This window comes from Psychrobacter celer, from assembly GCF_016107555.1.
Classification (GTDB): Bacteria; Pseudomonadota; Gammaproteobacteria; order Pseudomonadales; family Moraxellaceae; genus Psychrobacter; species Psychrobacter celer.
Window position 1 is genome coordinate 1 of record NZ_JABASU010000015.1, and the last position, 24,818, is coordinate 24,818.

Annotated in this window: 20 protein-coding genes and 1 tRNA gene; 14 read left to right on the forward strand and 7 right to left on the reverse strand. The window is 46.1% G+C overall.

Annotated elements, in window-relative coordinates; genetic code table 11:
• Window positions 1-334 precede the first annotated feature (334 nt).
• A complete protein-coding gene (locus JFC05_RS08080; protein WP_198336507.1) occupies window positions 335-2,536 on the forward strand; it encodes a leucine-rich repeat domain-containing protein in 2,202 nt (733 codons plus the stop codon).
• Window positions 2,529-2,912: a hypothetical protein gene (locus JFC05_RS08085; protein ID WP_198336508.1), complete on the forward strand. Its 384-nt coding sequence runs from the start codon at window positions 2,529-2,531 to the stop codon at window positions 2,910-2,912. Before JFC05_RS08080 ends, JFC05_RS08085 begins: the two co-directional genes overlap by 8 nt.
• Before the next feature lie 260 nt (window positions 2,913-3,172).
• On the opposite strand, the gene JFC05_RS08090 is transcribed toward JFC05_RS08085, so the two are convergent.
• The 4 genes from JFC05_RS08090 to JFC05_RS08105 are packed head-to-tail and all read right to left on the reverse strand — an operon-like array spanning window position 3,173 to window position 5,278.
• A complete protein-coding gene (locus tag JFC05_RS08090; protein WP_227697475.1) occupies window positions 3,173-3,493 on the reverse strand; it encodes a hypothetical protein in 321 nt (106 codons plus the stop codon).
• Between the two features lie 10 nt (window positions 3,494-3,503).
• On the reverse strand, window positions 3,504-3,797 hold the full coding sequence (locus JFC05_RS08095; RefSeq protein ID WP_198336509.1) for a hypothetical protein: 294 nt from the start codon (window positions 3,795-3,797) through the stop codon (window positions 3,504-3,506).
• A complete protein-coding gene (locus JFC05_RS08100) occupies window positions 3,794-5,038 on the reverse strand; it encodes a tyrosine-type recombinase/integrase (RefSeq protein ID WP_198336510.1) in 1,245 nt (414 codons plus the stop codon). Before JFC05_RS08100 ends, JFC05_RS08095 begins: the two co-directional genes overlap by 4 nt.
• 24 nt (window positions 5,039-5,062) lie before the next feature.
• Window positions 5,063-5,278, reverse strand: a complete 216-nt coding sequence (locus JFC05_RS08105) for a hypothetical protein (RefSeq protein ID WP_192994003.1) — start codon at window positions 5,276-5,278, stop codon at window positions 5,063-5,065.
• Between the two features lie 196 nt (window positions 5,279-5,474).
• Here JFC05_RS08105 and JFC05_RS08110 point away from each other — a divergent pair, with 196 nt between their 5' ends.
• On the forward strand, window positions 5,475-5,699 hold the full coding sequence (locus JFC05_RS08110; protein WP_198336511.1) for a helix-turn-helix domain-containing protein: 225 nt from the start codon (window positions 5,475-5,477) through the stop codon (window positions 5,697-5,699).
• 428 nt (window positions 5,700-6,127) lie between these two features.
• Here JFC05_RS08110 and JFC05_RS08115 read toward each other — a convergent pair.
• Window positions 6,128-6,202: transfer RNA gene (locus JFC05_RS08115), tRNA-Gly, on the reverse strand.
• A gap of 282 nt (window positions 6,203-6,484) precedes the next feature.
• On the opposite strand from JFC05_RS08115, the gene JFC05_RS08120 reads away from it, so the two are divergent.
• On the forward strand, window positions 6,485-8,155 hold the full coding sequence (locus tag JFC05_RS08120) for an alpha-keto acid decarboxylase family protein (RefSeq protein ID WP_198336512.1): 1,671 nt from the start codon (window positions 6,485-6,487) through the stop codon (window positions 8,153-8,155).
• A gap of 416 nt (window positions 8,156-8,571) precedes the next feature.
• On the forward strand, window positions 8,572-10,362 hold the full coding sequence (locus JFC05_RS08125; protein ID WP_198336513.1) for a potassium/proton antiporter: 1,791 nt from the start codon (window positions 8,572-8,574) through the stop codon (window positions 10,360-10,362).
• Here the strand turns inward: JFC05_RS08125 and JFC05_RS08130 are convergent.
• Window positions 10,359-11,276: a LysR family transcriptional regulator gene (locus tag JFC05_RS08130; RefSeq protein WP_198336514.1), complete on the reverse strand. Its 918-nt coding sequence runs from the start codon at window positions 11,274-11,276 to the stop codon at window positions 10,359-10,361. The two genes, JFC05_RS08125 and JFC05_RS08130, sit on opposite strands and share 4 nt — an antisense overlap.
• A 185-nt stretch (window positions 11,277-11,461) precedes the next feature.
• On the opposite strand from JFC05_RS08130, the gene speB reads away from it, so the two are divergent.
• From speB to JFC05_RS08150, 4 genes are all read left to right on the forward strand, one after another.
• The gene (gene speB / locus JFC05_RS08135; protein WP_198336515.1) at window positions 11,462-12,430 is read left to right on the forward strand and encodes an agmatinase; all 969 of its coding nucleotides are present in this window, start codon (window positions 11,462-11,464) and stop codon (window positions 12,428-12,430) included.
• Between the two features lie 85 nt (window positions 12,431-12,515).
• Window positions 12,516-14,219 (forward strand): 5-guanidino-2-oxopentanoate decarboxylase, encoded by a 1,704-nt coding sequence (locus tag JFC05_RS08140; RefSeq protein WP_198336516.1) that lies wholly within the window; start codon window positions 12,516-12,518, stop codon window positions 14,217-14,219.
• A gap of 136 nt (window positions 14,220-14,355) precedes the next feature.
• The gene (locus JFC05_RS08145) at window positions 14,356-15,762 is read left to right on the forward strand and encodes a YjiH family protein (protein ID WP_105245258.1); all 1,407 of its coding nucleotides are present in this window, start codon (window positions 14,356-14,358) and stop codon (window positions 15,760-15,762) included.
• A 90-nt stretch (window positions 15,763-15,852) separates the two neighbouring features.
• Window positions 15,853-17,352 carry an aldehyde dehydrogenase family protein gene (locus JFC05_RS08150; RefSeq protein ID WP_198336517.1) on the forward strand — a complete coding sequence of 500 codons (1,500 nt, stop codon included), beginning with the start codon at window positions 15,853-15,855 and terminating at the stop codon, window positions 17,350-17,352.
• Window positions 17,353-17,475: 123 nt separating this feature from the next.
• On the opposite strand, the gene JFC05_RS08155 is transcribed toward JFC05_RS08150, so the two are convergent.
• Window positions 17,476-18,009, reverse strand: a complete 534-nt coding sequence (locus JFC05_RS08155; protein WP_198336518.1) for a DUF2058 domain-containing protein — start codon at window positions 18,007-18,009, stop codon at window positions 17,476-17,478.
• A gap of 241 nt (window positions 18,010-18,250) precedes the next feature.
• On the opposite strand from JFC05_RS08155, the gene JFC05_RS08160 reads away from it, so the two are divergent.
• The 5 genes from JFC05_RS08160 to fhuB all read left to right on the forward strand — a co-directional run bounded on the left by JFC05_RS08160 (window position 18,251) and on the right by fhuB (window position 24,748).
• On the forward strand, window positions 18,251-19,114 hold the full coding sequence (locus tag JFC05_RS08160; RefSeq protein ID WP_198336519.1) for a universal stress protein: 864 nt from the start codon (window positions 18,251-18,253) through the stop codon (window positions 19,112-19,114).
• A gap of 452 nt (window positions 19,115-19,566) precedes the next feature.
• Window positions 19,567-20,493 (forward strand): bestrophin family protein, encoded by a 927-nt coding sequence (locus JFC05_RS08165; RefSeq protein WP_198336520.1) that lies wholly within the window; start codon window positions 19,567-19,569, stop codon window positions 20,491-20,493.
• Between the two features lie 253 nt (window positions 20,494-20,746).
• Window positions 20,747-21,511, forward strand: a complete 765-nt coding sequence (locus tag JFC05_RS08170) for an ABC transporter ATP-binding protein (RefSeq protein WP_198336521.1) — start codon at window positions 20,747-20,749, stop codon at window positions 21,509-21,511.
• Between the two features lie 175 nt (window positions 21,512-21,686).
• Complete coding sequence (locus tag JFC05_RS08175) at window positions 21,687-22,670, forward strand: ABC transporter substrate-binding protein (protein WP_227697479.1); 984 nt, start codon at window positions 21,687-21,689, stop codon at window positions 22,668-22,670.
• Entirely contained in the window at window positions 22,667-24,748 is a 2,082-nt protein-coding gene (fhuB, locus tag JFC05_RS08180; protein ID WP_198336522.1) for a Fe(3+)-hydroxamate ABC transporter permease FhuB, read from the forward strand. Before JFC05_RS08175 ends, fhuB begins: the two co-directional genes overlap by 4 nt.
• The last annotated feature ends 70 nt before the right edge of the window (window positions 24,749-24,818 follow it).

Below are 24,818 nucleotides of genomic sequence, written 5' to 3' on the forward strand. Positions count from 1 at the left end.
TACCTAAGCTGTTTCATGATATGGGTTGTATCTCTTTTATTCTAGACTGACTATATAGTCGATACACTCTAAAAATGTCATAGCGCTACTGGGATGAATTTTGCGCAGCCTCTGGTAACGCAGCACGCAAGTAAAATCCATAACAGTTTTACATTCATCTAACTATAACTTCATTTGAGTAGTAAAATATGTTTACTAAAATAATTGATGATTTTAAGCATTTTTTCAAATAGAGTTATTGACATAAAGTTTAAAGTCCAGATAAATGATAGCGTGAAAATCAGATAAGAATACAATTTTTTAAAGTACATAACTAACTAATTAGGAAAGTATAATGTCAACTGAAAAACACACTGCTACAGAGCCATGGATGGAAGAACTTTGGACGTGGGCAGATAAAATTGAGCTATCAGAAGAAGATCTGCCACGCGATGTCAACGCTTTAATTGCCTTAGAAAAGTTAGACCTAAGTGGAAAAGCTATAATCGAAATACTCCCAGAAAGTATTTGTAACCTTAAATTTTTAGAAGAGCTACGTTTAGACTCTACGTCGCTTAAAAAGCTACCTAAAAATTTCAATAATCTTGTCAATTTAAAGAGACTCAATGTTGGATGGAATTATGAACTTGAAGCTCTTCCAGAAAGTGTATGTGACCTTATAAATTTAGAAGAGTTACATATAGATAGGACTTCAATTAAAAAGCTACCTAAAAATTTTAATAATCTTGTTAATTTAAAAACCCTCAATATTGGGGGAAATCCTGAGCTTGAAATACCTCCAGAACATATAACTGAACTAGCTAATTTAAAAGAATTATATCTAAATGGTATGCCCTTGAAAAACCTACCTAAAAACCTCAATAACTTGAATGTTCTTTATCTTGGAGAGAATTTTGAGATTGAACAGCTCCCAGAACATATAACTGAACTAGCTAGTTTAAAAGAATTATATATAAATGATATGTCCTTGAAAAAGCTACCTAAAAACCTTGGTAGTCTTACGAATCTAGAAAAATTAGATATTAGCGGAAATTACAACCTTAAAAAACTTCCAGATAGTATAACTCAGCTTGTCAATTTAGAAACACTTAATATGTTGATGAGTGGTGTTACCACTTTACCACTAGATATAGGAAATCTGAAAAAACTTAAGTCATTAGATATTAGTCATACTAAAATTAAAACTATACCTGATAGTATAAGCGAGTTAGATAATTTAGAAAATTTGTCATGTAGTTCTATCAGCTCAAATAAACTACCAAAAAACTTAATAAGTCTCTGGATTAGAGGCTCTAATATTGATGAAGTAACACAAAATATATTACAGTTGTCTAAACTAAAGTCATTAGGTGTCGATGAAACTAATTTAAAAAAACTACCAGAAAACATAGGTGACCTTAAAAGTATAGAGTATTTGTCACTTAGTTTCAATAAGTTAAATAGTCTCCCTGATAGTATTAGTAAATTAATGAGTCTGAAAGAAATTAATTTGACTGGCAATAAACTTAAGGTGTTGCCAGAAAATATCGGTAATTTAAAAGCACTGAAGGAACTTTATATTGGTGATAATAACTTAAAAATACTACCTGAAAGTATCGGTAATTTAAAAGCATTGAAAGAACTTAAGTTATACAACAACAGTTTGAATACACTGCCTGAGAGTATTGGTAACTTAAAAAAAATAAAAGAACTTGATATTGGTGATAATAACTTAAAAATACTACCTGAAAGTATTGGTAATTTAAAAGCATTGAAAGAACTTAAGTTATACAACAACAATTTGAATACACTGCCTGAGAGTATTGGTAACTTAAAAGCACTGAAAGGACTTGATATAAGCAATAATAACTTGAGCATACTACCTGATAGCATAGCTAAGTTAAAGGCATTAGAGTTTTTAAGTCTTAGTGATAACCAACTAACCGATTTGTCTAACAGAGTCATTCAATTCTTGGAAGGTTTAGGACTTACTATAAATGATTGGCAGCTAGATATTGACGAGCCAGTCGTAAGCCAAGAGCCAAGTCATGATATGTACTTAGATGAAGTGCCTGATAGTGTTGCTATTGGCGAAGTAGAGTTAGGTGAGGATGATATTGAGGCAATAGAGCAAGAAGTCATTAATGTTCTTGATAGAATTATTCAAGATAATATTGCTAGTTTTGATGAACATTCAGGCTATAAAGTACGTCCAGGTTATGGGTATGATAAGTTCTACTTAGACTTTGTTGATGGATCTTATGACATGAGCTTACAGAGTCTTGTACATTATATTATGTACGAGGATGGTCATTATCAAAAATTCTTGAATAAGTCGCAATACGCTAGACTTATACATATTGTACATCAGTATCCAGAGTCCATTTTTGGTCTTGATGAGGATTTAGATAATAATTATGAGCAGATACAGTATGAGTTAATCGATAGAGTCTATGCTGCATCTATCAAATTTGTAGCTATCACTTTAATTAATAGTGGTTTTGATGTTAGAAGTACTTTTGCAGATTATTTAGAAGGCTGGGATGATAATGAGTAATACAGATATCTTTATAGAAAATGAATCACTGCACGTGACTGAACCTGCAATGCTAATACGGATTAATGAGTTGTTTCGAGATGACATGTCTGCTAGCGAGCTTTATGACGCTACTCGTGGTTGCTGGAAAGTTAGTCTCAATCGAGCTAATAATGTTGAATATGCCTTATCAATATATAAGGGCATCGTACGTGAAGTATACCTGATAACTGCATGGCATGAGGCTGATCCAACAGCTCACGAAAAAAATAAGGGACGTTTCCAATTTATTGGTCACATTGCTGAGGATGCTGTCAGAGATAAATATAAACATAAGTCAGTAAAGCATTATTTTCAAAAAGGAAACTCAAACCCTGTGACGTACATCAATTGCTAATTCTATACATAAATTTATAAAGAACAATTCAAATAAGGCAAGCGCTATAATCAAACACAGTATAGCTTGTCTTATTTACGTTCTGACCCTTGCTGTCAAATCCGTACAGTTAAATTTGGGAGGTTTTATTTATGCAATTTAACTATAATAATTAAACCACACTTATTGTAGTGGCATATTAAAGTTGTACTGTGTTTAAAATATGTCTCATATAAAAACCCAGACAGCTTGAGCTGTCTGGGTTTTTGGATGATTAGTGCTTATTTGTTTGCTTGATCTGTCCGCCATAAAGCATGCTCACATATTGCGCATAACCAATTATCTTTTGCGCGCATATAACGAATATCAGCAGGTACTTCAATCGGACAAGCATAACCGCAGTACTCACATACAACATCGTCCAAGTAAGCATAACACTGAGCGACTGTCTCAAAGAGTACTTGAGGACTTACCTCATACTTCTCACAAAGCGTCTTCACATGTTTAATAAAGCCGCTCTGATTATCATATGCCCAGTAATCCTCACACATTTTGACATCGTATAGGCTCTGCGTCATATTAGGCTGAAGTTTTACACTCATAATACTCTCCTCAGTAGTTGCCATAATCAGAGTAAGGTAGTAGCTCATAAAGCTCGCTCTGAAGCTGACAACGCATATCCTCAACTACATAACCAAGACTCGAGTCCAAGCGCTTCTGCACCCATACTCGCAGTGCCATATGATTATCAAAACAAGATTTCACTCCTAAGAAACGCGCCAACCCCTTACCAGATTGAATACAAAGCTCACAAATGAGCATATTAGCAATTTCATTGGCATCCTCACTGATAGCACCATCGCGTTTGAATTCAGCAAACAGCTCTTCGTAATTGATGATTTTCATTGTGACGTCTCCTTGTCCGTTTGTGCGTCTAAGATTGGTTCTTCAGCCTCAGAGCTATTCGATACGCTGGTTAACTTCTCCTTGCTTGCTAAGAGCAAGTTATCTATCGCTGAGCCGTCTTGGCGAGTCACATCAGGAACATAGCGGCTATACACCCGAAACAGCATCTCCGTACTACTGTGCCCCATTTGCCGAGCTATCCATTCAGGGTTTTCACCAGCAGCGAGCCAAAGTGTCGCTGCCGTATGCCGAGTCTGATACGCGCGCCTATGTTTGAGACCGAGTAGGGCGAGCGTGGGTTTCCATATCCGCCGGTTCACATTGCGATACTCCAAAGGATTGCCTTGTGAATTGCAAAATACAAATTCTGACTTACCATAGGTGACAGCCTTTTGATCTTGCAGTGCGTTATATACCAACTGCGACATTGCAATCTCTCGCTGCGAGCCAAGCGTCTTTGTCGGCCCCATCTCACCATTGACTAATGCACCGCGAATACGAATCTCACGCCGATCAAAATCAACGCAGTCCCATTTTAGTCCATCAATCTCGCTGGTACGCATCCCTGTGAAGAACCGAGTCGTATAATAGGCCTTATAGTCAGCGCGAACATGCTTTAAAAACAGCCATAACTCAGTAAGTGTAAAGGGATTGACATCAGGCCGAGATTGCTTGAGCGTCTTGATGTTCTTATAAGGCATCTGAAACTCATAGCGATCAGCCGCCTCTTGTAGTATCATACGTAGTGGTACCATGATCTCGTTGATCCGTGCTACAGACAGACTTGACTGGGCATCTTTACCGTAGCGAACTTTGCCGAGGGCGCTACGAAAAGCCAGCAAGTCTGTTTTTTTTATGGCATGGACCGCTTTGCCACTAAACTCAGGTAACAGATACTTATTAAGGATAGTCTGAACCTTATCTTGATAACTCGGTCGCCACTCAATCTTCTTCTCCTCATACCAAATATCAGCAAACTGCTTAAAGGTAGGATTGCGACTGATATAAGCCTCTGCTCTATCAGCCAGTGCTGTCATTTCTTTGGCGCGTTCACTCTTTGGAAAATAGGCCGCATAATCAAAAATACCTAGGGTAATTTCAGCTTCCATCTTTTCGATAATCTTAGCCAGCTTCTTTCGATTAGCTGGAGTGTTTTCTAGAGTGGTTTTTTCTCGACACCTTACTCCTAAGTAGCGGAAATCTACTACTAGTTTGCCGAATCGTCCTCTCATAGTTGCCATGATAATTCTCCTTGTTTAGATATATTATTGAAGGGCCATACCATTGATAGCGCTCATAACCGGCTTACACATATCCTCTTCGATACGCTCCCAGACGTAGAGAATCTTACGACCACCGAAAGGGCGTATGTAGTGAATATTCTCAATCAGAACGGTGTCTTTGAGCTGGTTGCGAATGGTACGGGGGTCGTATTTGATACGGTCGGCCAGCTCATCAGTTGTCAAATAAGTGTTGCTCATAGTATTTACCTCTTTTCAGTTATTAAGTCATTGCATTAAGTGATAGAATAAAAGTTATTTCATCAACCTGTAAAAATGCATCTTGAAGTAATCAGCAATAAATTACCCGCTTAAAGGTAATTATTAACCGATTTGTGTACTATATTACCTTTTTACCTCAAAGTAAAGCATTTTTACCCGAAAAGAGGTAATTATTTTGATTGTATCTAGACTTCCTGTTATTTTGGCCGAGAAAAAATTACGTGTAGCAGATGTGGTAAGAGCAACTGGCATGAGTAAATCAACCCTTCATAAGCTATATAACGAAGAGTCATCAAGAATTGATTTCAATACTATTGATCAGTTATGTGAATTTTTGGACGTGCAGGTAGGTGACTTATTTGTGTATAAGCCAAACACTGAAGATGATGATGAAGCTTGAGGGTTTTTAAAACTTAAAATGGGTGCGTAGAGAAATAAGTGGCAGTGTCTTATATATAAGGCTTTTCAAAATATATAACTGAGGGTGGGGTTATTTATAATACTCACTTTTGCATGATTTGGTCACGTTTTGGTCACGCTATGAGCTCAACTTATAAAAGCAGTGTAAAAATAAAAATGGTGCTAAGAAAGTGTTTTTTAGCATCAATCTATATAAAGATTAGGATTGCAAGTTGGGGTCAACTATAAAATCTGTATTTATAGCGTGGGCACGAAATGGTCACGTTTTGGTCACGCTGCTGATTTCCGAGCTTTTAATATATTAGATAAACTTAACTATAAGAAAATAAATATTCGAAAAAATATTCTACAAGCCCCGAAAAATGGACAAAAAAAAGCCTCACTATTAAGTGAGGCTTTTTAAATATTTGGAGCGGGATAAGAGATTCGAACTCTCGACCCCAACCTTGGCAAGGTTGTGCTCTACCACTGAGCTAATCCCGCTGATTCATCGTTTGATTAACTATCATCAGATGATGAAGGCGTATTATACGCAGTTTTTTTGAGGTGTCAACACCCTTGACGAAAAAAAGTAAAAGTTAGCAAGACAGGTATGTCATCTTCTCATAAATGTATGTTATAACGGTTTCTTATAATATGCATTCCAAAAGCTTTGCATTGAAAAATAAGCTGGGATGCATTTTATAGTTTGTTTTTATGATGGTTTTCATCATAGATATCTACCAATTATACATACTTATAATGACAGGTCATAAGGATAAGGAAATGAGTCAACAATATACCATCGCAGATTATTTGTTTGATCGCATCGCAGAGGCGGGTGCAAGTGATATATTCGGTGTACCAGGGGATTTTAACCTCACGTTTTTAGACAATATCATCGCCTCTGACAAGTTGCGCTGGGTCGGCAATACCAATGAGCTAAACGCAGGTTATGCCGCTGATGGTTACGCACGTGAGCGTGGTTTTGCGGCCATGGTGACGACCTTTGGGGTGGGTGAGTTATCAGCGATAAATGCCACGGCAGGCTCTTTTGCCGAGTATGCGCCAGTGCTGCACGTCGTCGGTGCGCCGAGCACAGCGCTGCAAGATGCCAAACGCCGTATTCACCATACGCTTGGAGATGGGGTATTTAATCACTTTATCAAGATGGTAGAGCCTGTGACCGTCGCACGGGCACAGATTACGCCAGAAAACGCCGCTTCAGAGATCGACCGTGTGATCCGCGTGATCCTCAAAAAACACCGCCCAGGCTATCTTCTGTTGTCGCCAGATGTGGCAAAAATGCCGATTTATCCACCGACGACCAAGCTCGATGACAGTCAAGAAGACATCACCAGTCAAGCAGCGCTGGCAGACTTCAAGCAAGCGCTCACCGAGTTTTTGCCCAATAAGACCACCACGCTGATGGCAGATTTGATGGTGCATCGTTTGGGGTTACAAAACCAGCTAAAAGCGTTAATCGCTGAGACCGAGATTCCTTATACTACGCTGTCATGGGGTAAAACACTGCTTGATGAAAACAGCGAGCGCTGGGCGGGTACTTATGCTGGTGTCGCCTCACGTCCTGTGGTAAAGGACGCCGTAGAAAACTGTGAGTGTTTGATTAAAATTGGCGTGCAATATACTGATACGACGACGGCAGGATTTAGCCAAAATATCGATCAAAAAACAGTGGTCGACTTGCACTATGAGCGGGCGTCTATCAGTGGTCGCAACTTTGCTCCGATTGCGCTAAAGGACTCGTTGCAAGTGCTGCATGAAGTGATGACTTCTGGTATCGAAGTTGTACCCAAGCCATTTTGTAAAGAGATGACACCGCATGAGCAAAAAGGCAAAGATGATGAGGCTATTCGTCAAGACGATCTGTGGCATATCATCGCTGATCATTTAGATCATAATAATCTGGTGTTTTCGGATCAAGGCACCTCGTATTTTGGCATCAGTGATGTGCGCTTGCCAGAAGGAGTGACGTCTTATGGCCAGCCGATGTGGGGATCCATTGGTTATACGCTGCCGGCCAGCCTAGGCGCTGCCATTGCTTCACCAAATAAGCGTAGCGTGCTGCTCATCGGTGATGGTTCGGCCTTACTGACGGTACAAGAAATCGCGGTCATGATTCAAGAGCGTATCAATCCTGTGATTGTGCTGATCAATAATGATGGCTATACCGTTGAACGCGCTATCCATGGCGAAAACCAGCACTACAATGATATCCCTCGTTGTGACTGGCAGATGATGCCAAAAGCCTTTGGTGCTACCGAAGACAACAGCTTACTGCTCAAAGTCACCACGGCAAGTGAGCTAAAAGCCGCGCTCAAGCAAGCGGCTGCTACCACCGATAAGCTGGTGATGCTAGAGGTGATGGCTGATAAGCATGATATTCCGCCGCTATTGGCCGATATCAGTGCGGCGCTAAAACCAAAAAATGACTGATAGCATGGTAGTGCTATACGATAGCTAAAGCACTCATCTGCTCGCTTGTATTTACTCGTTACCTGACCTCACTTAGCATCTGTGCTGAGTGGGGTTTTTTGTGCACTTATCGATACGTGTCGATAGTTAAGATTTATTATCATGATAAATTAGACGGTTAACAGATTATAGGAGAGGCCGTATCATGATTTGGCTAAAAATGCTTATGGATGAATTGAAGGTATGGCTGACTAAAATAAATAGATATGAAAAGTATTTTTTAAAATAGGATTTTTGCTCTCGCTCGTAGATGTTATCCTTAGAGGCGCTTTGAGCATTTTATTTGCAGTATTATCGATCGCGTCACCATCTCGTCAGGTCAGTGCTATCGCACGCGCAACATTTGTCATCACCGATAACCATAGGGCTTAAAATAGATGGATACCTTAAATATCCTGTATCTCGTAGGAGCATTGTTGATTTTTGCCAGTATCATGGCAAGTACGTTATCCGCGCGTTTGGGTGTGCCATTATTGTTGTTGTTTTTGATAGTTGGCATGCTGGCAGGTGAGCAAGGTATCTTAGGCATTGAGTTTTCTCAGTATGGTATTGCCAATTTTGTCGGGCAGGCGGCGCTCGCTTGTATCTTGCTCGATGGTGGTCTGCGTACCTCTTTTAAATCATTTCGCGTCGGACTCAAGCCGGCGGTGACGTTGGCCACATGGGGCGTCCTGACGACGGTGATGGTGCTTGGGGTCTTTGTCACTTGGCTGCTTGATGTCGATTGGCGTTTTGGGCTGCTGATGGCCGCTATCGTTGGCTCAACCGATGCCGCCGCAGTATTTTCGCTACTACGTAATGGCGGGGTCAAGCTAAACGACCGCGTACAAGCCACGCTAGAGTTGGAGTCGGGTGCCAACGATCCGCTGGCCATTTTATTGGTGACAGGACTGATTGCTTTAAATGTCGATCCGGCAGGTCAGAGCGTTCTTGGTTTTTTGGGTTTGCTGTTGCAGCAGCTGGGCGTGGGTCTGGGCATGGGACTGTTATTTGGCTACCTGCTAGCGCGTCTGTTGCCAAAAGTGCATCTGGCCGAGGGTATGTATGCCATTTTGATACTGTCCGCGGGCCTTTCGGTCTTTGCTGCGACCAATTTGCTTGGCGGTAGTGGCTTTTTGGCGGTCTATTTGACGGGCGTACTGATCGGCAACCATAAGGTGCGCTCGACTGAGCACGTCATGCGCGTGATGGATAGCTTTGCTTGGTTGTCGCAAGCGGTTTTGTTTGTGGTACTGGGGCTGTTGGTGACGCCATCAAACGTCATCAACGTCTGGCATTATTCGGTGGCGATTGCAGCCTTTATGATACTGGTGGCACGTCCGATTGCGGTCTATACCAGCGTCAAGCCCTTTAAGTTTAAAGACAGAGAGATTGGCTTTATCTCTTGGGTGGGCCTGCGCGGAGCGGTGCCGATTACCCTTGCTATTTTGCCTGTGATGGCTGGCATAGAGGATGCCTTTATGTTGTTTGACATTGCCTTTGGGGTAGTGGTGCTGTCATTGATCCTGCAAGGGACGACGATTCCTTTTATGGCCAATGCATTTCGGGTGCGTATTCCGACCAATAAAGACCCAAAAGAAGAGCATGAAGTTTGGGTGTCAGACAAGGCCAGTATTACCCTGTATGAGTTTGAGGTGCAAGCAGGGGCGTTTGCGATAGGTCGCCATCCGCTCGGTATCTCCAACCGCATCAGCCCAGATGAGATCAGTGTGTTTGCCTTGGTGCGCGGTCAGCAAATTGTCGTGGTCGAGGAGGACACCAAACTCAGATATGGCGATAGCGTCTGGTATGCCATGCGCGGCAACCACGCCAGCAAGATCGCCAAGATTTTCAATGACACGACTTTAGACCGTAAAGCCATCGATGACTTTTATGGTGACTGGCTGTTATCACCTAGTGTCAAGCTTGGTGACTTGCCCTTTTTTACCGACATGGCGACCTCAGAGTCGCTGGCAGACACTCTCAAGTATAAAAAGCTAAAAAACACTGAGAGCAAGTGGGAGCAGACCGTCGCTGAGTATGTCGCACAAAGCTTAGAGACCGCGCCTGTGTCGGGGGATACGGTAGAGATCGATGATATGTGGTCATTGGTAATCAAGGAGGTCGATGACAAAGGCAAGCTCAGAACGATCGGTCTAAAACATGAAGAGCCGGAAAAAGCGCTTTAGTCGTTTGCCGGCTGTGATAGCAGACTCATCATATGCTGCAAAAAATCCGCGACATGCTTATGCAGGTTTTGCCGATATGCCCAGTGATGCTTGACCTCGTAGCTTGCCTCTTCGGGCAATAGTATCTTCATCATTCCTTTCTCTTCATAGCGCTTGGCCAAATCATTGGGCAGATAGCCGACGTGATGACCTGCTAGGATAAGCTGCGCGGTCGCCTCCATATGGTAAGTGGTGGCGCTTAAGGTTTTTGGCCGGATATGATTGATACTCAAGTCGGTAATATAACCGCGTTTTATCCAAGGATGGTTTTGTTCCAACGCCTCAAAACTCAGGCCTTCTGACTCATAAAACAGCTGATGCTCACGCCCGCAGCAAACCACTTGTTTCTCAATAAAGGCCGGCTGAAAGGTTAGTAAAGGCGGAAAACTGCCAAAATATCCCACGCCAAGATCACTCTCATTACTCAGCAGCTTATCTAGCATACTCTCAGGGCTTTGCACATCGATAGAAAAGTGTATCAATGGATTATGACGATAGCTGGCCGCCAAACACTGACGTAATGCTTCATAAAAAAACGTCGGCATCTGATCGATAAGGCACAAGCGAATATGGCCGCCGCGTACGGAGTCTAGTTGGCGAATATAATGCAGCTGATGCTGAAAGCTGGCCACCGCCTCGGTGAAGCTCAAACACGCCTCATAGACTGCCGCGCCATCCTCGGTCAGCTTAAACCCTGCGCGCCCGCGATGACAAAGCGTCATCCCCAAACGATCCTCTAAGTGTGTTAAGTGACCACTAATGACAGAAGGCGTTACATTTAAGCGCGACTGCGCTGCGGTTACCCCTTGGCACTCTACAATGGCCATAAAGCTGCGCAAGGTTTTGATGTCTATTTTTATCAGCTCATCTAGCATATATACGCCTCTCCCATATCAAATCCTTGTGATAAATCTTCTAATAATAACGAATAAATCGAAGTTACTACGAAAAACCAGAAGTTTACTTCTGAATTTTACCATGGTCTGTGTTCGGATATTTCGGTATTGTCAAAGCATCTGACAAACTGTCTATGACACCAATCAAAACAAGGATGTGAGTGATGAAATTTAATCAACCATTAAGCGGCAACGACATGCCAAGATTTGGCGGTTTTGCCTCTATGATGCGCCTGCCGATGCAAGCAGACGCCAAAGGCTTGGACGCAGCCTTTGTAGGCGTGCCTTTGGACATCGGCGCATCAAACCGTAGCGGTGCCAGACTGGGCCCAAGACAGATTCGTGATGAGTCGCGTATGATTCGCCCTTATAACGTCGCCACGCGCGCCGCGCCTTTTGAGTCTTTGCAAGTCGCTGACATTGGTGACGTACCTATCAATACCTTTAACCTGCAAAAAAGCGTCGACATCATCGAAAAATTTTACACCGATAATATCGTCAGTCATGGCGCGATTCCATTAACACTGGGCGGTGATCATACCATTGCCCTGCCTATCCTACGTGCACTTGCCAAAAAACACGGCCCTGTCGGGATGGTGCATATCGATGCTCATGCTGATATCAATGACGAGATGTTTGGCGAAAAAATCGCCCATGGCACGCCGTTTCGCCGTGCTATCGAAGAAAATCTAATCGATGGCAACCGCGTGGTACAGATTGGCCTGCGCGGCACCGGCTATAGTGCTGAAGAGTTTGACTGGTCAACTCAGCAAGGCTTTCGCGTGGTGCCAGCCGAGGAGTGCTGGTACAAGTCGCTGACACCGCTCATGGCAGAAGTGCGTGAAAAGCTCGGCGATGGCCCTGTCTACTTGAGCTTTGATATCGATGGCATTGATCCTGCGTTTGCACCTGGCACAGGCACGGCTGAAATTGGCGGCTTAACCTCCACCCAAGGCATCGAGATTATTCGCGGTATGCGTGGCCTTGACGTAGTCGGTGGCGATTTGGTCGAAGTGTCACCGCCCTACGATCCGTTTGGTAACACCTCGGTACTCGCAGCAAACTTGCTGTTTGAGATGCTTTGTATCTTGCCAGGTGTGCGCTATGACGATAAGGTCAAAGCGTTATATTAATTGGCCTGTGTTGGGCAGGGTGCTACTGCAGGCCAAATAATATTTAGGCCGTAAATACTATTGAAATTTTTAGGATGATCGACTCATGACGCAATCAATGCAAACGCCTTCTTTATCGCCAGACACCTCGTCTCTGACCTGTGGTGAGCTACTCGTGCAGTGGCTGGCGTATTATGGAGTGGAGACCGTATTTGGTATCCCCGGAGTGCACACGGTCGAGCTATATCGTGGCCTGCCGAGTACCAATATCCGCCATGTGACCCCGCGTCACGAGCAAGGTGCAGGCTTTATGGCCGACGGCTATTACCGCGCGTCTGGAAAAGTCGGGGTGTGCTTTATCATCACCGGCCCTGGCATGACCAACATCATGACAGCAATGGCGCAAGCCTTGGCAGATTCTATTCCGATGCTGGTGATCTCTAGTGTCAATAAAGTTAAAGACACGGGTAGCGGTGAAGGGCACTTGCATGAGCTGCACGACCAGCAAGGTATGGTCAGCAAGGTTGCGCTTGCAAGCAAAACCATCTGGCAACCTGAATCCTTGCCTAAGGTCATCGCCGAAGCCTTTGCTATGTTTGATGGCGCGCGTCCGGGACCGGTACATATTCAGCTGCCTATCGATGTGATTACCGCTGATGCCAGTCATGTCGCCAAGCCGCCTAACAATGATAATAGTGTAGCAAGTTTGGCGCGACCGCAGGTCACAAGACCGCTGCCCAATCCTGCGCAGCTTGATTTGATCATTGAGCAGCTAAACCGCGCAAAAAATCCAGTGTTGCTTTATGGTGGCGGCTGCGTCGATGTCGATCAGGACGCGCAAAAGCTGGCAGAGCGTATCGATACGCCGACATTTTTGACCATCAATGCCAAAGGCTTGTTGCCGCCTAGTCATCCGCTGAGCTTGGGGAGCAATCAGTCGTTAGAGGCGGGGCGCGCCGTCATTAGCGAGGCCGATGTGGTATTGGCGATCGGTACCGAGCTTGGTGAGACCGATTATGATGTGTTCTTTAATGGCGAGTTCCAAATCAATGGCACACTCATTCGTATTGACTGCGACGCTCAGCAATTGCAGCGGCCATTTCGTGCGGATATCGCGGTGTTGTCCGATGCACAAATGGCCATTAGCGGCCTATGCACACGTTTAGAGGATCATCAGCTAAATCATCAAGCCGCCGCACGCGTAACCGAAGCAAAGCAGGCATTGATCAAAGCGATGACACCTGACTTTGCCGGTCAAAACGCCCTGCTTCAGCTGATTCGAGATGAGGTGGAGGATGTCATCTTCGTTGGCGATTCGACGCAGCCTGTCTATAGCGGCAACCTTGGCTTTGAGGCGCGAGCCACGCGTCGATGGTTTAACTCGTCGACGGGGTTTGGCACCTTGGGTTATGGCTTACCTGCCGCCATTGGCGCCATGATTGGCTCAAGTGCGCCCGTTATTAGCCTTATCGGCGATGGCGGCATTCAGTTTACCATTGCCGAGCTTATCTGCGCCGCCGAGCTTGAGCTGCCACTGATCGTCCTACTTTGGAACAATCAAGGATATGGTGAGATTCGCCGCTATATGGAGGAAGGCGGGCTGCCACTGATTGGCGTCAATATCAAAACACCTAATTTTGAGCCATTGGCCACAGGGTTTGGCGCGGGCTACCGCCGAATTACCGATAAGCAGCAGTTATTAGAGGCTTTGCAAACAGACATAAGTGGCAAGCAGCCAATGATTTATGAGGTGGATGAAAGCGATGCGTTTTTGTCAAAAATGAGTCAAGACTTTACTTATTTTGGCTAACCATTTTTTGGTTAATCATTTGCATGGATTAAAAATAACCAACAAAACCGTATCAAGCTGTTTTTTCGCTGAAATGAGGGATCGGGCAGGCAGCAGAAAGGAAAGCTGGCGTCGTCGCCTATCAAGGAGGAATTAAATGACGAACTATATCGATAAGTCGCAGCAGCCGCTATTGGGTAATGATGCTGTCGAACCTACCACTCCACAAGGGGAGCGGTGGCGCGCCTCAATGTGGAAGTTCTTACTGTTTTCTGCGCTGGGTTTGGCGCTGTTTATCATCCCGTTTAAATGGGAGGGTAAGGTCACCATTTTATTGGGCGTGCTGACAGATACTCTGCAGGCCTCACTTGGGGACTACGTGGTGTATGCTGCACTGGCCATCGTGACTTTGTCTTTGGTTGGGGCGCTGGCAGTCAAGCTCGTTAGACCAGAGATTCATGCAGACTCCATGACGGCAAAGCTTTTTGATGTCGATTGGTTTTGGCTCGCCGCGCGGTTTTTTGGGGCGCTGTTTGCCTGGATGATTTATTTACAAGTCGGTCCTGAGTTTATTATCAATCGCAATACTGGCGGGGTGATTTTTGAAGACTTAATTCCCATTTTGATTCCTTTATTCTTTTTTGCCATTTTATCTCTACCTTTTCTCACCGACTTTGGTCTGATGGAGTTTTTGGGTACCTTGGCCAGCAAGGTGTTTGTAAAGTTGTTTAGATTGCCTGGGCGCTCTGCAGTCGATGCCATGTCTTCTTGGTTTGGCGCGGCCTCTATTGGCTTGCTGGTGACTATGCAGGAGTACAATAAAAGCTACTATAGCCAGCGTGAAGCAGCGATTATCGCTACCACTTTTTCGGTGACATCCATTGCCTTTACCTACGTCGTTGCCAAAACCATTGGCGTCGATAATAACTTTATCTTCTTTTATCTGACCATCGCCTTGACAGGGTTTATCGCCGCTATCATTATGCCGCGCATACCGCCATTATCGCTAAAACCAGATACTTATCATTCTGGCAAAAGCATGCTGGATGAAGGCATTCCTGCGCAGTATTCTACTTACCAATGGGCGGTCAATCGTGCCGTCACGCGCGCGCACTCTATGCCAAGTTTGGGTAGCGTGTTTAAGCATAGCCTAAAGAATTTGTTTGATATCTATTTTGGTTTGATTCCGGTGATTTTCGCTATCGGTACCATTGGGCTTGGTTTAGCAGAGTACACCCCTGTGTTTGATTGGCTGTCTGCACCGCTTGTGCCGTTGCTTGAATTGTTGCAAATTCCAGAGGCGACTAAAGCTGCGCCGGCGATGATTATGGGCTTTGCTGATATGTACTTGCCAGCCTTGGTCGGCAAAAGCATCGAGAGTGAGATGACACGCTTTATCGTCGGGGCGGCTTCTATTACCCAGATTGTTTATATGTCTGAGGTGGGCGCGCTGATATTAAAATCAAACATTAAGCTGAACGTCTTAGAGCTGTTTATGATTTTTATCTTACGTACGCTGATCAGCTTGGTGGTTATTACCTCAGTGGCGCATCTACTATATTAGTCGTGATGGCAACCATCATTTGGCATTAAAAAAGCAGCGAATATTTAGTGTAAAGATAGATTTATCAATAATATAAGGCAACTGAGTATCATGGAAACGACCAATTCTTTATCTTTAACAAGAGCCGCCGCTCAGCAAAGCATAAAAAACGAAGTAAGGTTAAACGCGGCCTATATCGATGGTGATTGGGTCATGGTTGAAGCCTCTGAGTCAGTAAGTGATCATGCTTTGTATGACCCAAATACCGGCGAGGTCATCGCAACGACCCGTTTGTGTCATAGCGCACAAGTAGAGATGGCTGTCACGGCTGCCGCTCGCGCTTATCCGTCTTGGTCACAAACCAGCGTGGGCACTCGGGCGCGCTATTTACAGGCGATTGCCGATACGATGGAGCAGCAGTTTGATAAGCTGGTTGCACTGTCGGTATTGAATAACGGCAAGCCGATTGCAGAGGCGACGATAGATGTCGGAGATGCCATCGCCTGTTATCGCTATTATGCCAATCTTATCATCGAGCAGAAAACATGGTCTAAGGTCAGCACCGACGAGACGGGCATCGGCTTATTGAAAACTTACGCCCCTGTTGGTATCTGCGCCCTTATTGTGCCTTGGAATTTTCCGATGGTGACTACCGCCTGGAAGCTGGCGCCCGCGCTGGCAGCAGGATGTACCGTTATTCTCAAACCGTCAGAGGTGACACTATTGCCAGAGCTGATGCTGGGTAATATATTTTCCGCTATACAGCTGCCAAAAGGCGTGGTCAATATCCTCCCTGGCGCGGCAGAGGTGGGCGCTGCGATGACCAGTCATCCGCTGATTGATAAAGTCTCCTTTACCGGTAGTAATAGCGTCGGCGAAAAAGTGATGCGCCAAGCTGCAGCAGGTATCAAAGACATCAGCCTAGAGCTGGGTGGTAAGTCCGCTATCGTGGTATGTGCAGATGCTGATATCGACTATGCCTGTGATTTGATCATAGGCGGTATCTTTACCAATGCTGGGCAGATTTGTTCAGCGACATCAAGGCTGCTTGTCCACCAAGACATTGCTGAGTCATTATTTGCAGTATTAAAAACAAAAACAGAAACTCTGAAAATAGGTGATGGTTTTGCGGCGAACACGCAAATGGGGCCATTGGTCAGTGCTCAGCAGCTGGCGCAGGTCAAAAAATATATCGATATCGCAACTGAAGAAAACCTGCACTGCCTAACGGGAGGCACCCTCTTAGCGCGTCAAGGATATTTTGCTGCGCCGACCATTTATACCGAGGTACCAGCGACCAGTCGCTTGTGGGCAGAGGAGGTGTTTGGTCCTGTGTTGGTGAGTGCGGCCTTTGCAGATAACGCGCAGGCGATTGCGCTTGCCAATGACAGTAAATATGCCTTGGCTGCGAGTATTGTCAGCGCTGATGAGCATGCAGCGTTAGAGATGGCACGGCACATTCGAGCCGGTCATATTTGGGTCAATGAGCAGCAAATCGTTGTGCCCGAAGCGGGCTGGGGCGGGTTTAAGCAAAGTGGTATCGGCCGAGAATTAGGGACTGATGGCTTATCTGCTTATCAAAAGAGTAAGCATGTTTTGCTACCGTCTTAATGGCCGTTTTGATGACAGTCTTTATGAGTGCTTTTATGTCTCTGTCAAAAAACCCCCTGTATAGAACGTCTATATAGGGGGTTTTGGTTAATGCTTAGTCAGTAGCAATTGAATAACTGCGACCTACCACATCAAGTCATCTGGAATCACGTAAGCGGCATAAGGATCGTCTTCTGCCAGCGCGTCTTCGGCAGTATCGTTTGATACCACCATAAAGCCTGTCATCTTAGCATCTATACGGTCAGCTAGTGGGCGTGGTAGCAGGGCATAGCTGTCCTCTAGGCGTGCTATGACCACATGGCCTGCGACGATTTGATCATAGAGCTTTTGGGTGATATAAATCTTTTTGATTTTCGTATCATCCACAAACTGATAAGTCATCTCACCTTGTGTATCAGTGATTTGATGCTGCTTAATCATCTGAATGATATTGGCTTTTCGGGTTTTTTCTTCTAACGCTCGTTGTTTTTCTTGATTGAGCTTTTGGTCTTTTTCCAGCTTTTTTGCTTGAGCTTCTGCCAGCGCTTTTTTGGCTGCTGCGCTGTCTGAGTCGCCAGTACGTTTGGCATGCTCTGCTTGTTTGCTGATCTTTTTGGCCTTTTTGCTATCGACCAAACCAGCTTTTAATAATTGAGCCTGAAGGGCGTTTTTTGCCATAATCACTCACCTAAATCCACTCATTGAAATCGCGATATGTCACTTACAACATCCAAGCCCTGTATTGTAGCAAAATTTGCTAAGAGATGGGGTGTGAGTCTGTCAGACGTCGCTGGATGATATAGGCCAAATTGGGTATCATCAAGGCAGTGGCTGAGGTTTTAGTGTTTGGCCATATTAAACGAGCTATATAGCTATAAATAGCGGTATCGGGGTAAATAACGATGATTAAGGACAGATTATGACAACATCGCAGCACATTTTGGCTTGTATCGATGGCTCGGCCGTGACCGCATCCGTCTGTGATTATGCCGCATGGTACGCCAGTCGAATAAACTTACCCGTTGGTCTGCTGCATGTCAGCGATGTGCCAGCGTCGTTTAGACGTGATCTGTCAGGGGCGATAGGGATTAATAGCCGTGAGTTTTTGTTAGAGGAGCTGGCGCAGTTAGATGAGCAAAGAGCCAAGGTGGTCAATAGCTATAGCAACGCGCTAGTGCAGGATGCCAAAAGCCATATTCGTAATAAGTTTGGTGATCTTGAGGTGCTTATTTATCAAAGACGAGGCAAGTTACTGCCAGCCATTGAGCATTTTGCCACAGCAAACCGCGCCATCGTGATGGGTCGCCGCGGAGAAGATCACAAATATAGCCGCATCAATATTGGTAGTCAGATAGAGACGGTCGCCCGCGCCTCTGATGTTCCTGTGGTGATTTGCTCAGAGACGTTTAAAGAGCCGCGCTCGTATATGATTGCGTTTGATGGTAGCAAGACTGCCATAAAGGCGGTACAAATGGTGGCTAAAAGCCCTATGTTAAAAGGTCTCGATAGCCATATCGTGATGATTGGCAATCATAATGATGCCGCCAAACAAAGCCTAAGCGCGGCCGCTGCCCAATTACAAGAGGCGGGTTTTAGCGTAAAGGCGCATCATTTATCGGCCTCCGATGCGGTCGATGGTCTATTAAAGTTTCAATTAGACAATGACATCGATATTATGGTGGTGGGCGCATACGGTCATTCAAAACTACAGCAGTTGTTTTTGGGCAGCACCACCACAGAGATCATCGCCAGCACGTTGTCGCCTGTGGTTTTGCTACGTTAGCCGTTTGCCTTTTTGGGAAAATACGCAGTTTTTGGACAGTATGCTATGTTGATTAATGCAGATTTTACTCGCGTCGCCACCTCACTACCCAAGCAGCAGCAATGGGTGATGATGCTGGCGTGATAGGGGTTGCAATTGGTGGGCGCGTTTCATGACCGAGTACCTCCATGAGTGAATAAAGTGACAGCGCATACAAAACAATGACGCACTGAGCATAAATATGATGCGTCTTATCAGCGGATCGTTAAATATTCTGTTTTTTAATAACCGTATTCTACTTATGACACAATGAGGCAGCAAAACGCAAAGGGTTTGATGCTAAAATCGCCAGTCAGTCATTACGCAGTAAGCAGCAATGCCCTAATAGACACTCAGTACGTGACCCTGTCTATCATTGTTCAACCCTGTGTTTGATGCCGCGTACACTACTTTTAACACCATAGGACACTGTCATGATCGTTTGGCAAAAACCGAATGCATTTAGAATACTTTTTACTTTGCGCGGCTCCGTTATTCCTCATATCTTTCCACAAGTTTTATTGATTAGCTTACTGAGTGCCATCATCTCGGCCATCCAGCACTGGGTTCCCAGCTCCTTCTCTTCTTATGGTGCGGCGCCTTTTACTTTACTTGGCATCGCTCTGTCTTTGTTTTTGGGTTTTCGTAACAATGCCAGTTATCAGCGTTGGTGGGAGGGTCGGCATTTGTGGGGGCAGTTGGTATATGATGCGCGCAGTTTTACCCGTCAGGTGCTCTCATTTATCAAGGACGATAGCGAAGCGGGACGACACATGCAGCAGGAGCTGGTGCGTCTGACTATCGCGTTTACTCATGCGCTCAGGCATCGGCTGCGAAGTACCGCGCCGTGGGAGGATGTTGAGCGTTTTGTGGCGCCTGAGTATCATGCAAGCATGCGTCAAGCGGGCAATTTGCCTGAGTATCTATTGCGCCTGCTAGGCAAAAAGCTGGGGCAGGTTCGACGCCAACAGCTCTCCTCTGATCTGATGATACAAAACATGGATGAGCGCGTCACCTCGATGACGATTGTGTTGGCGGCTTGCGAGCGGATTCATAATACGCCACTACCCTTTGCCTATACGCTATTGGTGCATCGTACCACTTATCTGTACTGCTTTATGCTGCCGTTTGGTTTGGCGACGTCCTTGGGCTGGGTGACACCGTTGGTGTGCGGCGTCATTGCTTATACGTTTTTTGGATTGGATGCGCTCAACGAAGAAATCACCGATCCGTTCGGCGTTGCGGCCAATCACTTGCCACTGAGCGCCATCTCGCGCACCATCGAAATAAACCTACTAGAAGCCTTGGGAGAGACGGATTTGCCGCCTGAATTGATGTCTCAGGGTGGTTATTTGCAATAATAACACTTGTACGGTTGGGGTCATCAAGAGCTGAGCGCTGTATGCATAGCGCTCAGTTTTTTGTTTTTTGGTGACAGAGATTTTTATATCGAATTAACGGTAACAGGCAGATTTTTAGTTAATGATAATTGTTTTCGTTATCATTCGCGTGTAAAATCGGCCACAGTGAGCGCGCAAGTGATGCGATAAATATGTGTGTCTATTGCAAAATGACAGGTAGCGCTGAGACATTGATAAGTAAAGAAGAGCCGTTATGTTACGTGTAGAGCAGATGACCATTCGCCGACAAGACAATACTTTGTTAAATGACGTCAGCTTTGAGGTAGGGGCGCGGCAACTGATTGCCTTGATTGGGCACAATGGCTCAGGAAAGTCGACCTTGATTAAAGCCTTGGCAGGCGAGATGGATTGTACGCAAGGCGGTGCGACTTTGGATGAGCGAAGCATTCATGAGTACGGGGGTAAAGCACTGGCGCGTAAGATGGCCTATTTGCCACAGCAGCTCCCAGAAGCGGCAGGCTTTAGCGTGCGAGAGCTGGTGATGCTCGGCCGTTATCCTCATCAAAAATGGCTACAAAAACCCAGTCAAGCGGACCATGACAAGGTCAGTGAGGCCATGCGAGTGACACAGGTTGAGCAATTCGCTGATCGCCTTACCAACACATTGTCAGGGGGTGAGCGTGCGCGGGTATGGCTGGCAATGTGTCTGGCGCAAGACACGGATTATCTGCTGTTAGACGAGCCGCTGGCTGCGCTTGATATGCATTATCAGATTGAGGTGATTGAGCTGATACGCCGCTTGGTCGATGAGCGGGGGTTGAGTGTGGTTATTATCATTCATGACATCAATCTGGCCGCGCAGTATGCCGATCGTATCATCGCCCTAAAAGGCGGACGCATCTGTCACAACGGCGATGTGCTCAGTACCATGCAGCCCAGCGTTTTACACGATATTTTTAATGTCACCATGCAGCTTATGACGCATCCTGTGACAGGGCGGCCGGTGGCTGTTGCTTAAGCTGTGTTTTCTCTTGTCGCTGCGATTTGCGCGGCGCTTCTGTCGGCGGTATGACAATTGTTTTAATACTCTGCCACTACCGTATCTTTTTTTCTAAAGACAATCTGCTATGTTTGCTCATTTTATATTTACTCTTTTATGTGCTGCGCCATCGTTACAAGTTAAGCGTGCTTTTTTGTCAGCTTTATCAATCGTCTCGTTTGACTCTCAGTCGCGCTCAAAGACAGCAATATCACTGACACTAATAACGCTGGTCATGACCATGAGCGGTTGTGATCACGCGCAACCTGTATCCAAGCTGTCATCTGCCGAGTCCAAACCATCTGCTAATAGCCTTAAAAATGATGCCTCACAGCGGGTGGTCAGTCCGGATTGGGGCAATGCTGCAACCCTGACGGCAATGGGCTATCCTCCTGTAGCGACGGGCGATGTACGTCTATGGGACAGATGGGTTGACACGCCTAGTCTGCCACCAGATATTGTCGATTTAGGTGGCCGCTATCAGCCGAATGCTGAGTTGGTCGCACAGTTGCCAATAGATATGGTGATTGATAATCCATTTTATGTGCATGCACGCCGTTTGTATGGCGATGTATCTACCGAGTCGGTGATGTTTTCAGCCAGTGGCAAGGTGGCGACGTGGGCGGATTATACTGAGCCGACGCGTACATTGAGCAGATTGATTGGGCAACCTACCGCCGCTGAGGCTTATATCAAACAAAGCAAGCAAGACATGGAGCAGGCTGGCGCTCAGTTGCAAGCCCGCTATCCTCACGTAAATAAGTTTGCCGTTGTACAGTTTTCTGATGCCAATAACGTGCGCATGTATGTCAATAACAGTCTGTTTAAGCCTGCATTTGCCGCAATGGGCAAAGAGCTTGTGGTCTTAGGTGAGGGCAATAATTACGGTTTTGTATCTAAGCGGGTCGGTGATTTGGCGGCGCTCGATGATGATGTGTGTTTGCTGATTGTGGATCCATTAAGCCCCATTACCCGCGCTGAGATGAAGGACAGTCTGATCTGGCAGCGCTTGGGCTATGGTCAGACACGCTGTATAGGAGAGCTGACGCCTATTTGGATCTATGGCGGGATGTCATCGTTGGTCAGTTTGGCCAATCAACTATCAACCGTACAATTACAAGGCGGGGCAGCATCATGAGTACGAGCAGCAAGCGCGCCAGCAGCACTTACACAAAGGTAGGTGACACAACACCTAGCAAACCGCAGCAGATGCCGCCCAATCCCGTCAGCACTCATGCGCACTTTGGGCGATTATGGGTGCTGTTTGCAGTCCTATGTGCTTTGGTCATGGCTAGCAGTTGGGCGCTGATTGCGCGTGATTGGCACAGGCCATTGATGGACTTGTTTTTGCCCAGTATGCAGCTGGACATGGGCAGTATGGTGGTACAGTTGACTTTGTTGGTCAGCTCATTGGTCGCGTTATTGGCTGGCGGGCTATTGGGGGCAGTCAGTATCTTATTACAGCAATTGGTCAAAAACCCGCTGGCGTCAGATACCACCCTCGGCGTCGGTGCCGGTGCGCAGCTGGCGATATTGCTGGTGAGTCTGTTTATACCGAGTCTGGCAATCTACGGCGGCATGTATGTGGCGTTTGTAGGGGCGCTGATTAGCATGGGTTTGGTGTTTGCGCTGGCGGCCGCCAGTCGTTTTAATGCGCTGATTTTGGTATTGGCAGGCTTGGTGGTCAATATCTTATTGGCCGCATTTGCCAATGTCTTATTGTTGTTTTTTGCTGAGCGTAGTAATGGCACATTGTCATGGGCGGCAGGATTTTTGACGCAAAACAGCTGGCATACTACAGCGCTATTGTCATGGGCGGCAGTGGGGTTTTTGATTGCTTGCTTACCTCTGCTAAAGCCGCTTGGCATGATGAGCTTGGATGACTGGCAAGCCAAGCGCTTGGGCGTGCCTGTACAAGGTATTCGCGCGCTGGTGGTGCTACTGGTGGCGCTGGTCACAGCGCTGGTGGTCAGCGAAGTGGGTCTGGTGGGTTTTGTAGGCTTGGGCGCAGCAAGCATCGTCAACGCTTTGGGCATTACCGCTATTGGTCAACGATTGCTCGCAGCCTTTGGCTTTGGGGCACTGTTGTTATTACTGACCAATCATGCCGCGCTCCTGCTTGAACCTATCATAGCGATGCCGATTCCTGCAGGGGCGATGACGGGCGTACTGGGTGCACCATTGATTATTTGGCTCATTTTGCGCCAGCGTCATGAGCGGCTCGAGACGGTGTCTGCGCCCATGGTCAATCGCACACAAACCCCTGTGCATCTATGGCGCTGGGTGCTTGGAGTGGTAGGTTTGCTGCTTATCACCTCGCTGGTGGTACAAGATATCAAGGGCTGGACGCTGCTCAGTACGGATTGGGCCATCACTCAGCAATACCGTCTGCCACGCAGCATCAGTGCGGCTGCGACCGGACTGATGCTGGCGGTGGCGGGGGTGTTGCTGCAAACACTCACGCGTAATCCGATGGCCAGCCCTGAGGTACTCGGTGTCAGCTCAGGCGCCGCACTTGGCGTCATTGGTGGGTTTTTTTGCTTACCGCTGCTGGGGTTGTCAGCAGGTGCAGGTACTCTGCTAGCGGCTGGCCTGATGGGTGCTCTTATAGTACTGCTGCTGGTGATTTGGCTAGCGCGGAAAGTCAGCTCAGGTTATCTGCTCTTGGTGGGGGTCGGTATCGCCGCGATGATGGATGGGGTCATGCACATGGTCAAGCTCTCAGGCGACCCGCGGCTTGAGGCGATGCTCAGCTGGCTGTCAGGGACGACCTATAGTGCCCAGCCCCATACCGTTTGGTATTTGATGGGGATAGCGCTGGTTTTGTTTGTACTAAGTTTATTGATTATCAAACCGCTTAGGGTTTTGGGGTTGGGGGCTAGCATGGCACGCAATCTAGGTGTGGCAGTCAATCTTGTGACGCTCGCGCTTTTGATATTGGTGGCAGCGCTTAGTACGGCAAGTACGCTGGCAGTTGGGCCACTTAGTTTTGTGGGGCTGATGGTGCCCCATGTCGCGACTTCTCTAGGGGCGGTAAAACTGGAGCATCAATTGCCCTTAGCCGCCATTTTGGGCGCTGGTGTGATGGTGCTAGCTGATTGGTTTGGTCGTTATGTGATATTTCCTTATGAGCTGCCAGCAGGTACGATCGCTGCGCTGATTGGCGGGACGTATTTCTTGTGGCTGATTGGCAAAGTGCCGATGACTGCGCGTTAAGAATACAATTAACCTATTTTAAAATAGGTACAGCTCTATTGGCATTCATGAATTTCTGAGGGAAATTGAA